11 protein-coding genes are annotated in these 12,913 nt (G+C 43.6%); 7 read left to right on the forward strand and 4 right to left on the reverse strand.

Annotated elements, in window-relative coordinates; all coding sequences use genetic code 11:
* Positions 1-98 precede the first annotated feature (98 nt).
* The 6 genes from AAFX28_RS14425 (at position 99) to fabV (ending at position 7,652) form a co-directional block, all read left to right on the forward strand.
* Complete coding sequence (locus AAFX28_RS14425) at positions 99-1,103, forward strand: glycosyltransferase family 2 protein (protein ID WP_408688653.1); 1,005 nt, start codon at positions 99-101, stop codon at positions 1,101-1,103.
* Entirely contained in the window at positions 1,100-2,518 is a 1,419-nt protein-coding gene (locus tag AAFX28_RS14430; RefSeq protein WP_408688655.1) for an ArnT family glycosyltransferase, read from the forward strand. The genes AAFX28_RS14425 and AAFX28_RS14430 overlap by 4 nt, the downstream gene beginning before the upstream one ends.
* Positions 2,518-2,910 carry a GtrA family protein gene (locus AAFX28_RS14435; protein WP_408688657.1) on the forward strand — a complete coding sequence of 131 codons (393 nt, stop codon included), beginning with the start codon at positions 2,518-2,520 and terminating at the stop codon, positions 2,908-2,910. Before AAFX28_RS14430 ends, AAFX28_RS14435 begins: the two co-directional genes overlap by 1 nt.
* Before the next feature lie 349 nt (positions 2,911-3,259).
* Positions 3,260-3,886 (forward strand): TetR/AcrR family transcriptional regulator, encoded by a 627-nt coding sequence (locus tag AAFX28_RS14440; RefSeq protein ID WP_408688659.1) that lies wholly within the window; start codon positions 3,260-3,262, stop codon positions 3,884-3,886.
* Positions 3,887-3,953: 67 nt separating this feature from the next.
* Positions 3,954-6,245 carry an acyl-CoA dehydrogenase gene (locus AAFX28_RS14445; RefSeq protein ID WP_408688660.1) on the forward strand — a complete coding sequence of 764 codons (2,292 nt, stop codon included), beginning with the start codon at positions 3,954-3,956 and terminating at the stop codon, positions 6,243-6,245.
* A gap of 204 nt (positions 6,246-6,449) precedes the next feature.
* Entirely contained in the window at positions 6,450-7,652 is a 1,203-nt protein-coding gene (fabV, locus tag AAFX28_RS14450) for an enoyl-ACP reductase FabV (protein ID WP_408688661.1), read from the forward strand.
* 213 nt (positions 7,653-7,865) lie between these two features.
* Here fabV and xthA read toward each other — a convergent pair whose 3' ends face one another.
* Positions 7,866-8,672, reverse strand: coding sequence for an exodeoxyribonuclease III (gene xthA, locus AAFX28_RS14455; protein WP_408688663.1), 807 nt, complete (start codon positions 8,670-8,672; stop codon positions 7,866-7,868).
* A gap of 204 nt (positions 8,673-8,876) precedes the next feature.
* Between xthA and AAFX28_RS14460 the strand changes: the two genes are divergently transcribed.
* Positions 8,877-10,994 carry a methyl-accepting chemotaxis protein gene (locus AAFX28_RS14460; protein WP_408688664.1) on the forward strand — a complete coding sequence of 706 codons (2,118 nt, stop codon included), beginning with the start codon at positions 8,877-8,879 and terminating at the stop codon, positions 10,992-10,994.
* A 79-nt stretch (positions 10,995-11,073) separates the two neighbouring features.
* On the opposite strand, the gene AAFX28_RS14465 is transcribed toward AAFX28_RS14460, so the two are convergent.
* The 3 genes from AAFX28_RS14465 to AAFX28_RS14475 are packed head-to-tail and all read right to left on the reverse strand — an operon-like array spanning position 11,074 to position 12,913.
* Positions 11,074-12,207, reverse strand: coding sequence for a JmjC domain-containing protein (locus tag AAFX28_RS14465; RefSeq protein ID WP_408688666.1), 1,134 nt, complete (start codon positions 12,205-12,207; stop codon positions 11,074-11,076).
* Positions 12,195-12,365, reverse strand: coding sequence for a pleiotropic regulatory protein RsmS (gene rsmS / locus AAFX28_RS14470; protein ID WP_004413488.1), 171 nt, complete (start codon positions 12,363-12,365; stop codon positions 12,195-12,197). Before rsmS ends, AAFX28_RS14465 begins: the two co-directional genes overlap by 13 nt.
* Positions 12,365-12,913 (reverse strand): primosomal replication protein, encoded by a 549-nt coding sequence (locus AAFX28_RS14475; RefSeq protein WP_408688668.1) that lies wholly within the window; start codon positions 12,911-12,913, stop codon positions 12,365-12,367. The genes rsmS and AAFX28_RS14475 overlap by 1 nt, the downstream gene beginning before the upstream one ends.

Below are 12,913 nucleotides of genomic sequence, written 5' to 3' on the forward strand. Positions count from 1 at the left end.
TTTCCACATCACTATTGATAAGTTGGTCTCCTATAAGCTGTGAAGCAAGTCTTCGCAAGCAGCAATCCAAGCATAAATGACAGCATATAGGGGACATTATGGGTATCGTTAGCTCAGTTCCAAACCATATAAACGCGACGGTTACACTCAGTGTTATCGTGCCATATTTTAATGAGCAGGAAGTACTACCTGAACTTCATGCTCGTCTAACTGCGGTGTTAGACCAACTTCCAGATACGAGCGAGATCATTTACATCGATGATGGTAGCACAGACGATAGCCTAAACCTTGTAAATAGCTTCACCTCATTAACGTCATCAATTCAAAGTGTTGCATTGAGCCGAAACTTTGGCAAAGAGTCGGCGATGAGTGCAGGGCTAGAGCATAGTCATGGACTGGCTGTGATTTTAATCGATGCAGACCTTCAAGATCCCCCAGAGTTGATTCCTGACATGCTGGCTAAATGGCGAGAAGGCTATGACGTAGTCAATATGCAGCGCAGCGAAAGACGCGGAGAAACGTGGTTTAAACGTAAGTCAGCCGCTGCCTTTTATCGACTACTTAACTCAATGGTCAAATCTGATATTCCAGAAAATGTCGGTGATTTTCGCTTACTGGCAAGAGAGGTTGTAGACCACATTAATCGCCTACCTGAACGTAATCGTTACATGAAGGGTATATTTACTTGGCCTGGATTTAAGCAAACAACACTTCAATTTCAGCGCGATGCTCGCTATTGCGGTGAAACGAAATGGAATTATCTCAAGCTATTTGGTCTTGCGGTTGATGGTATTACGTCATTTTCGATTCGACCACTGCGCATTGCCACTGTCCTCGGGAGTTTGATAGCAGCGAGTGCGTTTATCTACGGCATGATGATCATCGGCAAAACCATGCTGTTTGGAGACCCTGTCACAGGTTATCCATCGATGATGGTAGTTCAACTAGCGCTCGGAGGTATTCAACTGCTGAGTATCGGTGTGATGGGTGAATATATTGGTCGTATTTTTATCGAAACCAAACAGCGACCACTTTATCTAGTGCAATCCGTGAATGAAAAACAACCCAAACAATTATTACAAACTGTGGAGAAAAGAGCGTGAGTTTTAACCGAGTACATCTTTGGGCAATTCTAGGTGCAGCCCTATTTATTCGGCTACTAAGCTTGGGTGCATACCCGCTAATGGATACAACAGAAGCGAGGTATGGGGAAATGGCTAGGTTGATGATCGAAACAGGCAATTGGATCACACCACAATTTGATTATGGCGTCCCATTTTGGGGGAAGCCGCCGTTGTTTACTTGGATGAGTGCGTTAGGTATTGAAACTTTCGGCATTAATGAGTTTGCGGTTCGTGTTCCTCACTGGTTAGCGGGTCTTACGATCATCGTTATGATGGCGATGTTTGCAAAGCGTGTTGGTTACAACAGTTTGATCACTGCATTGGTGCTTGCGACGTGTGCGATATTTTCTATTGCTGCAGGCGCTGTGATGACTGATATGGCGCTAACTTTAGGCATGACCATCGCTATGTTGGGTTTTTACTTATGTTGGCTGAGCTATGAAGAGAGCAAGCCAAATCAAGCATGGGGTTATATTGGCTTTTGTGGGTTGGCGATAGGGCTTTTAGCAAAAGGTCCACTTGTGATCGTGCTTATGGGGTTAGCTGTCTTCCCATGGTTGCTGATTCAACATGGCTTTATTGGGGCATTTAAGACACTTTGGCACCGACTCCCAATTGTATTCGGTACACTATTGATGTTGGCGATTGCTTTACCTTGGTATGTGATGGCCGAGCAAGCAACTCCAGGGTTTATAGACTACTTTATTGTCGGCGAACATTTTAAACGCTTCTTAGTCAGTGGCTGGGAAGGGGATTTGTATGGCAGTGCACATGATGAAGTACGCGGTACAATTTGGCTGTTTTGGATTTATTCAGCGGCACCATGGTCAATTGTGTTACCAATATTGTTCTGGGTGAAACGTAAAGCACTTGGTTCTTCAATTACGCCAAAACATGGACTGTTTAGTTTTCTGGTTCTTTGGATGGTTGCACCGCTGATTCTATTTACATTCTCAGGGAATATTCTTCCAGCGTATGTGCTTCCGGGAATTCCAGCGATAGGCTTGTTGATTACGATTCTAATGTCTGATGTGAAAAAGGATGTTAGATGGTTCAAACTCGTTGCGAGTATCGTCCCTGTGTTGCTGATAGGCGCAGTAACCTTCATTCAACTAGGAACAGGGGACAAGAAAAGTGACAAGGTTATTTTTAGAATGGCAGACCACAATGTTGAAACTTTTTACATTGGTCACCGACCATTTTCAGGACAGTTTTATAGTTACGGTAAAGCAAAAAAATTGACTGATGAAACCGTGTTGGACTCTTTAGAAAAAGTCCAGTTGATTGGACACAAAGAGCAAGTTGATCTAATTGTTCAAGAAAGGTCACTCAACTGCATCATAGAATTTACGTCGAAGAGTCGCCGTTCTCTCTATCGATGTGAGGCTAGTTAATGGCACATCGTCTATTGAAATTTGCATTAGTAGGAGGCATTGGCTTTATCGCCGATGCTGCTACATTTGCGTTATGTTTTTATTTGCTTGAAGTTCCGCTCATCAGCAGCCGACTTATTTCGTTTGTTGTTGCTGCGACCGTGACCTGGTTTGGCAATCGCACTTTTACGTTTGCCAGCCAAGACAGTGCGCTAGCTAAACAATGGCTTAAGTTTATGGGCAGCGCATGTATTTCGGCGATTCCCAATTTCTTGTCTTTTAAAGCGGTGCTATTAACGTTAGGGGAGTCGGGAGTTATACCGATGGTTGCATTGGTTGTTGGAGTATTGGTAGGAATGGTTAGTAATTACTTACTTAGTTCGTTCTGGGTATTTAAGAAAGCGCACAAATAACTACAGAATAAAAAAAGCCCAGAGCAATTTGGCTCTGGGCGGATACAAATAAACATAGGAGTTAATAAGAAAAAGCAGCGTAAATTAGTAGCTTCAGTAAGAAAACAAGTTTGACGGCCTGTTAAACTTAATGGGTTCTCCAAACCCTGAATGCTCTGCTAACTACACTTAGTAAGACTCAGACTTTTCCATTCAGTTCCCTTCAAATTAAAAAAAATTAAATTTTTCTTCATCTCAACAAGTTACGCCCTCTGGTCAGACCAATAAGCAAAAATGTGATGTTAATAACTTGTTGCTTTCGTGTTTCGAATGTATATTTTCAAACAGTTGTTTAATACGAGTGATTGAAATGCCAGTGAGAAATTCGACTAAAGAGAAAATCCTTGATGTTGCTGAAGCTTTGTTTGCTGAGCATGGCTTCAAAGATACCTCTTTGCGTACGATTACCAGCAAAGCGGGCGTTAACCTTGCGTCGGTCAACTACCATTTTGGTGATAAGAAAACATTGGTAAGAGCGGTGCTTAATCGATACCTCGAGGCGTTTATGCCAGCGGTTCAAGATGCGTTGATAAATCTGAACTTGAATGACGATTACAGCATGGCTGAAGTATTTGAGTCTTTAAGAGCGCCTTTGCGTAACTTGAATGATGTAAGGCCAAACGGAACAAGTCGCTTTATGTTGTTGATTGGTCGTGGTTACACCGATGTTCAAGGTCACCTGCGTTGGTTTATCACGACGCGGTATTCGGAAACACTGTCTTTGTTTACTGAATCGGTAATGAAAGCAAATCCTAAATTGACTCAAGAAGAGCTGTTCTGGCGTTTGCACTTTACCCTTGGGACGTGTGTTTTCACCATGGCATCAAGCCAAGCACTACTAGAAATTGCTGAGAACGACTACGGAAAATCGATGGACGCTAAGTCTGTTGTAGACCAACTGATTCCATTTTTAGCTGCGGGTGTCGCGGCGGAATAAAACTTAAATCTGTACCTATACAAAAAATAAAAATATTGGACCATTAAACGAACAAAAGGATCTGATTATGGGCTCTCTACGAAGAAAATGGGTTAGCGACCCGGCTTTCAAAATGTTTAAGAAAGTACTACCACCTCTTTCAAGCACTGAAAAAGAAGCGATGGAAGCGGGAAGTGTATGGTGGGATGGAGAGCTGTTTTCAGGTCGTCCTGACTTCACCAAACTACATCAATACCCTAAACCAACGCTTTCAGCAGAAGAGCAATCGTTCATGGACAATGAACTGCAAACACTGTTGGAAATGTTAGATGATCATAAGATCGTAAAAGAAGATCGCGATTTGCCAGAAGAAGTTTGGCAATACCTACGTAAAGAGCGCTTTTTTTCTCTGATCATCTCTAAAGAATATGGTGGTCGTCAGTTCTCCTCACTGGCTAACTCAACAATCGTAACCAAAATTGCGACTCGCAGTATCAGTGCCGCAGTTTCGGTGATGGTTCCAAACTCGTTAGGTCCCGGTGAGCTACTTTCTCACTATGGTACCCAAGAGCAAAAAGACTACTGGCTACCGCGTCTAGCTGACGGTACCGACATCCCATGTTTTGCATTGACGGGCCCTGAAGCTGGTTCGGACGCAGGTGGTATTCCAGATGAAGGTATTGTTTGTTACGGCGAACATGAAGGCAAAGAAGTATTAGGTATTCGTCTAAACTGGAACAAGCGTTACATCACCTTGGCTCCTGTGGCTACTGTATTGGGCTTAGCATTTAAGATGTACGATCCAGACGGACTGATGGGAGATAAGAAAGAGCTAGGCATTACTTGTGCTCTTATTCCAGCGGACCATAAAGGTGTTGAAATCGGTGAGCGCCACGACCCACTTGGCCTAGCGTTTATGAATGGTCCTACTCGTGGTAAAGATGTCTTTATTCCAATGGAATGGCTGATTGGCGGTCAAGATTACGCGGGCAAAGGTTGGCGTATGCTGGTGGAGTGTCTTTCAGCAGGTCGAGGTATTTCATTACCAGCACTTGGCACTGCAATTGGCCATTTGACAGCTCGCACGACCGGTGCATATTCATACGTACGTAAACAATTTGGTATGTCGATTGGTAAGTTTGAAGGTGTCGCAGAATCACTCGGTCGTATTGGTGGTTTAACATACTTGTTGGAAGCAACGCGCACGCTAACGACAACGTCACTCGATCTAAAAGAAAAGCCGGGAATTGTTACCGCGATTGCGAAGTACCATATGACCGAAATGGCTCGTACGATTCTTAATGACTCAATGGATATCCATTCAGGTCGAGCAATTCAAGACGGTCCGATGAACTATCTAGCGGCACCATATCTTGGTATCCCTGTTGCGATTACGGTAGAAGGTGCAAATATCCTGACTCGTAACCTGATGATCTTTGGTCAGGGTGCGACACGTTGTCACCCATATGTACTGAAAGAGATGGAAGCGGCAGCCAACCCAGACGAAAAGCAAGGTGCAAAAGAGTTTGATGACTTGCTGTTCAAACATATCAAACATGCAATGGGTAACACCTTTGGTGCATTTGGTGCAGCGTTAACTGGTTCTCGCTTTATCAAAGCAGACATGAGCGGTCCAACGCAGGGCTACTACAAAGATATGACTCGCTTGAGCCGTGCACTTGCAGTCAGCGCAGATATCGCCATGGCGACGTTAGGCGGAGATCTAAAACGTAAAGAAATGATTTCAGCTCGTTTAGGTGATGCACTCGCTTATCTTTACATGGCTTCGGCAGCACTGAAAAAGTATGAAGACGAAGGTCGTCAGCAACAAGATCTAGACTATGTACATTATGCTGTTCAGCACTGTCTTCACAATGGTGCGAAATCACTGCAAGAAGCATTCAGTAACTACCCTCAAAAAGCGGTGGGTCGCCTACTTAAAGTCATTATCTTCCCACTAGGTAACCATTTCGCTAAGCCAAGTGATGACCTGACAGTTAAATTGGCGGAAAGCTTGATGACTCCGGGCGCACACCGTGACCGTCTGACTCACCTTTGCTTTGTCGGTCAAGATGAAAATGACAGTGTAGGCTTGATGGAAAATGCATTCTTAGCGATGTACGACATTAAGAGCCTTGAGCGTAAGATGATGCGTGCAGCGAAAGAGGGCAAGGTAGCACGTAAAGGTCTGCTTAAAGATCGCCTTGCACAAGCACTTGAAGCGAACGTACTGACTCAAGATGAAGTGGATCAAATCGTAGCGGCTGACAAGTTACGCTATAAAGCGATTCAAGTTGACCACTTTAGCCATGATTTCAGCGAAGTTCGCACTCATGATACGCAAAAAAAGTCACCAGCAAAGCTTGATAGCGTCGCTTAAATGCGATTTGGAAAATAGATATTGAACGATATTTGTTCAATTACTCAATAAGGCGTCCAATTGGGCGCCTTTCTTTCGTCTGTGAGAGGACAATTGCTTTAAAGTGCTCCAACCACTTGCATTTTGGCGACATTTTTACAGAAATTAGATGCGATCTTACGTCGAAACTTTTATTCTAGCGGGGTTATTTAAAGGAAGTTGAATATGATCATCAAACCTAGAATTCGCGGATTTATCTGTACTACTACGCATCCAGTAGGCTGTGAAGCTAATGTAAAAGAACAAATTGCTTACACTAAAGCGCAAGGCCCTATCAAAGACGCTCCTAAGCGTGTACTTGTTGTGGGTGCATCAAGTGGCTACGGTCTATCTTCTCGTATCGCTGCGGCATTTGGTGGCGGTGCTTCAACTATCGGTGTTTTCTTCGAAAAAGAAGGCACAGAGAAAAAGCCAGGTACAGCGGGCTTCTACAACTCAGTAGCATTTGAAAAGCTAGCTCGTGAAGAAGGTCTTTACGCAAAAAGCTTAAACGGCGACGCATTCTCTAATGAAGCTAAGCAGAAAACGATCGACCTAATCAAAGAAGACCTAGGTCAGATTGATATGGTGGTATACTCACTAGCGTCACCAGTACGTAAAATGCCTGAAACAGGTGAAGTGATTCGTTCATCACTAAAACCAATTGGTGAAACGTATACTTCGACAGCAGTAGACACAAACAAAGACGTGATCATCGAAGCAAGTGTTGAGCCTGCAACTGAAGAAGAGATCAAAGACACTGTTACTGTAATGGGCGGTGAAGATTGGGAACTTTGGATCAACGCTCTTTCTGAAGCGGGTGTTCTAGCTGACGGTTGTAAGACGGTAGCATACAGCTACATCGGTACTGAGCTAACTTGGCCAATCTACTGGGATGGTGCGCTAGGTAAAGCGAAGATGGATCTAGATCGTGCAGCAACAGCATTAAACGACAAGCTTTCTGCAACTGGCGGTACAGCGAATGTAGCAGTACTTAAGTCGGTTGTAACTCAAGCAAGTTCTGCAATCCCTGTAATGCCACTGTACATCGCAATGGTATTTAAGAAGATGCGTGAGCAAGGCGTACACGAAGGTTGTATGGAACAGATCTTCCGTATGTTCAGTCAACGTCTATACAAAGAAGACGGCTCTGCTCCAGAAGTGGATGATAAGAACCGCCTACGTCTAGATGACTGGGAACTGCGTGATGACATCCAGCAGCACTGTCGTGAGCTATGGCCACAAATCACTTCTGAGAACCTTAAAGAACTGACTGACTACGTTGAGTACAAAGAAGAGTTCTTGAAGCTATTCGGCTTTGGTGTTGAAGGCGTTGACTACGAAGCTGACGTTAACCCAGACTACAAAGCAGATTTCGTAGCTATCTAATAAGATTCAGTTACTGAAAGATAAATAAAAATCCGGAGCGCTGGCTCCGGATTTTTTGTATTTGGCATACTGAAGAAATCTAAGATTTGTATCTACTTGCTATTATAGATCCCCAACTCGTTCGTGCCTCACTCTTGAGGATGACAGGATAAAATCTATGTCATTCCATAGAACGACGAAGGAGAGAGTAGGGAATCTTTGTTCGTGTTCTCGTTACTTAAACGTCGACCAAATTGGTGCGTGATCAGACGGCTTTTCGATACCGCGTAATTCGTAATCGATATCTGATTCGATACATTTCTCAGCTAACTTCGGCGTTGCTAATACCACATCAATGCGAAGGCCACGGTTATCAGGGAATCCTTTAGAGCGGTAGTCAAACCACGAGAAGCGATCATTTACATCAGGGTTAATTTGACGGAATGTATCCACAAATCCCCAGTCTAGTAGCGTCTTCAACCATTCACGCTCTTCAGGTTGGAAAGAACATTTACCTGTTTTTAACCAGCGCTTACGGTTTGGTTCGCCAATACCGATGTCTGAATCAAGCGGGCTAATATTAATGTCACCCATCACTATCAGTTGTTCATCGTTAGTGTGATGGTCATTTAAGTAGGTCATTAAGTCTTTGTAAAACTGACGTTTGTAAGGGAACTTGGTTTCGTGGCCAATATTATCACCTTGCGGGAAGTAACCATTTAGGACGGTCACTTTCTCACCGTTATCATCTTCTACGGTTACCATGATCATACGTTTTTGATGATCGTCATTGTCCGTTGGGAAGCCTTTTTGAACTGAGATAGGCTCTTTTTTACATAGCATAGCCACGCCGTAGTGCGCTTTTTGACCATGGAAGTAAACCTTATAACCCATGGCCTCAACATCTTCGAGTGGGAACGCTTCATCGTGAACTTTGATCTCTTGAAGACCAATGACATCTGGCTGATGTTTGTCGATGACCGCCTGTAGTTGGTGAAGTCGGGCACGAAGGCCATTAATATTGAAAGAAATTACTTTCATTTCTGTTCCTTAGCTATGACTGCTTTATTTTTATTAGCGCAATATTAGCATCAAACCTCTGTTGCGGCGAAAGGGAAATAGTGGCTCGCTATTGTTAACAATTATTTAAACTTTCGATTGATATATAAATCAATTGTGGTGTAATTGATAATCACATTTGTATCGAAAGTCCTGTAATCACCGAGTTTGCTAAAAGGAAGTAATATGCGAACGTTATCTGTGCAGTGGAAAATCACGCTTCTTGCAGGTTTGTGCCTGCTTATCACCTCAGTCTCTCTAATTGGCTTTTCTGTTTATAACGCCATTTCTAATCAGCATCAAATCAAGCAGCAAAGCTCTGCTTCTGTTATTGATAAATCTGAACAGATTGTGGAAACCCGCGCTTTGCTCAATGCGACCGAGGTTACGGAGTTCCTAAATGAAGCCTTATATCGAGCTGAAATGCTGGCATCAAGTGCGATGTTTCAAAAGGGGCTGAGTGAAGAAAACTTTGGTGACAGTGAAGAGCTGCGTATCGCACTTGATGAAATGGTTCGTAGAGCAGTAGTGGATTTTGACACTATTCAAGGTGCTTATTTAGTATTTCGCCCTGAAATGCTTGATGGTGAAGACAGCAACTATATTGATGCGGAATATGTAGGCTCAAATGATAAGGGTCGTTTTGCTCCTTATTGGATGACGGCTCAAAATGGTGAAAATGTTGTTTCGAATGTTATCTCGGAAGCGACATTAGCCGATTCTGTAAATAGTGAACGCTTCTATTGTCCGCTTGCTTCAGAAGATACGTGTGTCACTACTCCTCGTGTTGTTCAGCAAGATGGAGGCGCCTTCTTAACCAGTTCTATCTCAGTTCCTCTGAAAATTGATGACACAACAGTAGGCTTCTTTGGTATCGACCTAAGGCTAGACTCTTTATCTAATATTGTTGCTAATTCAGATAAAGAGCTATTTGCAGGAAGTGGTGAGATTAACTTGATCAGTCTAGATGGTTCTTTGATTGCAAGTGATGATTCTTCTCGCCAAGTTGGTCAACCGTTCGGCAGTGATATTCTTTCAAACGATCAACTGACAGATTTATTATTTGGTCAAGAAGTGACAACGCAATGGAGTAAAGATGAAGCTTGGTTAAGTGTCTTTGCACCAATCGTAGTCGCGAACCAAACTTGGGGCGTATTATTTGATATGCCACGCGCGAGTGTATTGTCTGACGCCGAGAAGTTAGACGCAATTATTAGTCAGCAGGTTGAATCTAGCGTTCGTACTGAACTAATAGCAGGCGCCGCATTGGTGATTTTGGGGTTAGCAACCATTGCACTTGCCGCCTCTCGGTTAGTTAAGCCAATTCGAGAAGTGGTTAGCCGTTTAGAAGACATAGCATCTGGTGAAGGTGACTTGACTCAACGATTGGAAGTGAAGTCTCAAGATGAAATTGGTCAGCTTGCTATCGGGTTCAATAAGTTCCTCGATAAGTTGCAATCGATTATTAGCGATGTCGTTGATACAACGCTACAAATCGGCACAACGACACAGCAGTCAAGAGTAGCAGCACAGCAAACAAGAACCAGCAGTGACTCTCAATTTAAAGAAGTGGACTTGGTAGCTACTGCATCTGAAGAAATGACTCAGACCGCTAGCTTAGTTGTACAAAACGCTGAAGTAGCAGTTAGAGCAGCGGAAAAAGCCAATGAAGTTGCGGCAAGTGGACAAAATGTTATCGAGCAATCGCAAACAGAAATGGTTCGCTTGGTGGAGCGTATGACAGCAGCAGTTCCTGTGGTGGAAGAGCTGGCAGCAAACAATGCCAACATTACCGAAATACTGTCTGTGATCGAAGGCATCTCAGAACAGACGAATTTATTGGCTCTTAACGCTGCGATTGAAGCCGCGAGGGCAGGTGAACAAGGTCGTGGATTTGCTGTGGTTGCTGATGAAGTTCGTAACTTAGCTAGTCGAACACAAGAGTCTGTCGGTGAGATCCGCAAAGTGATTGAAAACGTGCAAAATGGTACTCGAGATGTAGTTCGAGCAATCCAAGATGGTAATGATCTCGCCAATGACTCGGCGACACAGGTACAGAATGCTGCAGCAGAGTTAAGCCAGATCTTTGAAGCAATTGCATCGATCAATGATATGAACTCGCAGATTGTAAAAGCGGCTGAAGAACAGCAGTCAGTGTCTGCCGAAGTGAACCAAAGCGTCAGTAATATTCGCGATCTAAGTGCACAGATCTTAACGCAAGCAGAAGAGTCCGAGACAGTTAGCTCACAGATTGGTGATCTCTCTTCGAAACAGCAACAGCTAGTCAATCAGTTTAAAGTTTAGAGGCAGAGTTAAAGCAATAAAAAATGGGCTTCGTATATCGAAGCCCATTTTAGTTTATATTGTTTGGCCTAGCGCTCTGTTAGTCAAAGTACCAGTAGCCGCGATTCACTAATTGAGTGATAAGCGCAATGTTAGTATCCAAGTTGATGTCGTTAATTTCATCAAGTGTAATACTTTCACTGTTACATAGAGTCTGAGTGACCGATCGATCAGCAGTAGTAAAAGTCTCACCATTAACGTGAATTTGGTTTGTCATACTCTCAAGATAGAGAGTACGAAGGCCTGATACCTTACGTAACATACCGCCGCCAGATAAAAACTCTTGGATCTCGTTAGAGTCGACTTCCTCTTCGAGCTCGACAATATCTAGCTGGTGGCGAGACTGACTGAGCATCGCCCCTAAAAATGCTTGAATATCTTTTTCTGAATTTAGCGCAGCCTTGAGCATATCAGAGAGCTTATTGACATCTTGCGCGAGGAGTTCACCATTATGATCTTGGACACTTTGCTCTGGATTATGTAGGTGAACATCACCGATATCATGCGCCAGTACGTAATCAGCAAAATTGCTCAATAGCTCTTGCTCTTTAGGAGATCGAAACCCAATTGAGTAGCTCATACTGGGTTCAAGCGTGTTCCCTTCGTGTGGAAAGCCTGGTGGGATATAAAGAATATCACCGGGCTCAAGCACTTCATCGATGATAGGATCAAATCCTTCGATCTGTCTTAGCGCTCCCGCTTGAATCGATTCTTTGTATTGGCCTTTATCGATATCGCCAACGCGCCAACGACGTTTACCACTACCTTGAATGATAAACACATCATATTGATCGATATGTGGTCCAACGCCACCCTCTGGTGCTGAAAAGCAAACCATCAGATCATCAAACAGCCATTGAGGGAGTTGCTTAAACGGCTCAATCAGCTCAGCCGAGCCCAAGTGCCAGTGGTTACATGCTTGAACGATGAGTTGCCAGTGAGATTCGTCCAGAGAGTCGAAATGAGATTCAGGCAGCGGCCCGTGTTTTGCAGACCATTGGTTATCTTTATTGGAGATAAAGCGAGAGTCGATCTCTTCTTCCATCGAAAGGCCCGCAAGCTCGTCAGGAGAAATAGGATCAATAAAGTCAGCAAATCCACCTTTAATCACAGTAGGCTTCTTGTGCCAGTGTTCTGCTAAGAAAGCCTTCATATCGATTGTTAGTTGGTACATGTTTGCTCCAACTTTCTTTCTAGATCAGACTGAACAATTTTTAATGCTTCAAGGGCGACTTTAGGGTCGACTTCATTGCTTTCGAATAGATAGATAAGGTCGACGGCAAGTTTTATTTCATCAGGCGCTTGATCTAAGCCTGAGTTCGATGAAGACATTATTGGTTTCTCTCTCGGTAAGTGATCTGTTTTTCGATTTTAAGTTTTGCTTCTTGGCAGCGCTTCAGACGTTGCTCTGTAGATAGCAGAGCTTGTTGAGCTGCTTGCTGTTGAAATGGAGGTGCGTATTGAACGGCGAGCTCTTTGTCACGCACCATTTCCATTAAACGGCGCTCCCAATCTTGGTGTTGCGATAAATTTTGATAAAGCTCGTTAATTGGCTTTTGGAAATAGCTTTTGTGTTTTGGCTCATTCTTACGAATTTTGGTTGTTGCTAATTCACGCTGTATTGCACCAATTTGAGCAAGAAGTCGTTCAGTTAAATACTCAGCGCGTAGAGCCGTGAGTTTGCCGGCTTCTTCCTCACGAATAATGGATTGTAACGTTGATTGAGTTTCTTTAACGCAAGGAACCAGAAGCTTAGCTTTACATTGAAAGAGCCTTTCATCAAATAGAGCAAGGTGGTGCTCGCCACGCTGTCTGTCGAGGCCGGCTGCTTGAACGGATAATTGTTCGAGCGTTGATTGTAATTGCTTAATTTTACTCAT

Source organism: Vibrio sp. TBV020 (genome assembly GCF_046056895.1).
In the GTDB taxonomy this organism is placed as follows: domain Bacteria; phylum Pseudomonadota; class Gammaproteobacteria; order Enterobacterales; family Vibrionaceae; genus Vibrio.

Coding starts and splice junctions, on each gene's coding strand:
- AAFX28_RS14475 (WP_408688668.1), bottom strand. CDS start 12,913: ATGAGTAAAATTAAGCAATTACAATCAACGCTCGAACAATTATCCGTT.
- AAFX28_RS14425 (WP_408688653.1), top strand. CDS start 99: ATGGGTATCGTTAGCTCAGTTCCAAACCATATAAACGCGACGGTTACA.
- AAFX28_RS14440 (WP_408688659.1), top strand. CDS start 3,260: ATGCCAGTGAGAAATTCGACTAAAGAGAAAATCCTTGATGTTGCTGAA.
- AAFX28_RS14435 (WP_408688657.1), top strand. CDS start 2,518: ATGGCACATCGTCTATTGAAATTTGCATTAGTAGGAGGCATTGGCTTT.
- fabV (WP_408688661.1), top strand. CDS start 6,450: ATGATCATCAAACCTAGAATTCGCGGATTTATCTGTACTACTACGCAT.
- AAFX28_RS14460 (WP_408688664.1), top strand. CDS start 8,877: ATGCGAACGTTATCTGTGCAGTGGAAAATCACGCTTCTTGCAGGTTTG.
- rsmS (WP_004413488.1), bottom strand. CDS start 12,365: ATGTCTTCATCGAACTCAGGCTTAGATCAAGCGCCTGATGAAATAAAA.
- xthA (WP_408688663.1), bottom strand. CDS start 8,672: ATGAAAGTAATTTCTTTCAATATTAATGGCCTTCGTGCCCGACTTCAC.
- AAFX28_RS14465 (WP_408688666.1), bottom strand. CDS start 12,207: ATGTACCAACTAACAATCGATATGAAGGCTTTCTTAGCAGAACACTGG.
- AAFX28_RS14445 (WP_408688660.1), top strand. CDS start 3,954: ATGGGCTCTCTACGAAGAAAATGGGTTAGCGACCCGGCTTTCAAAATG.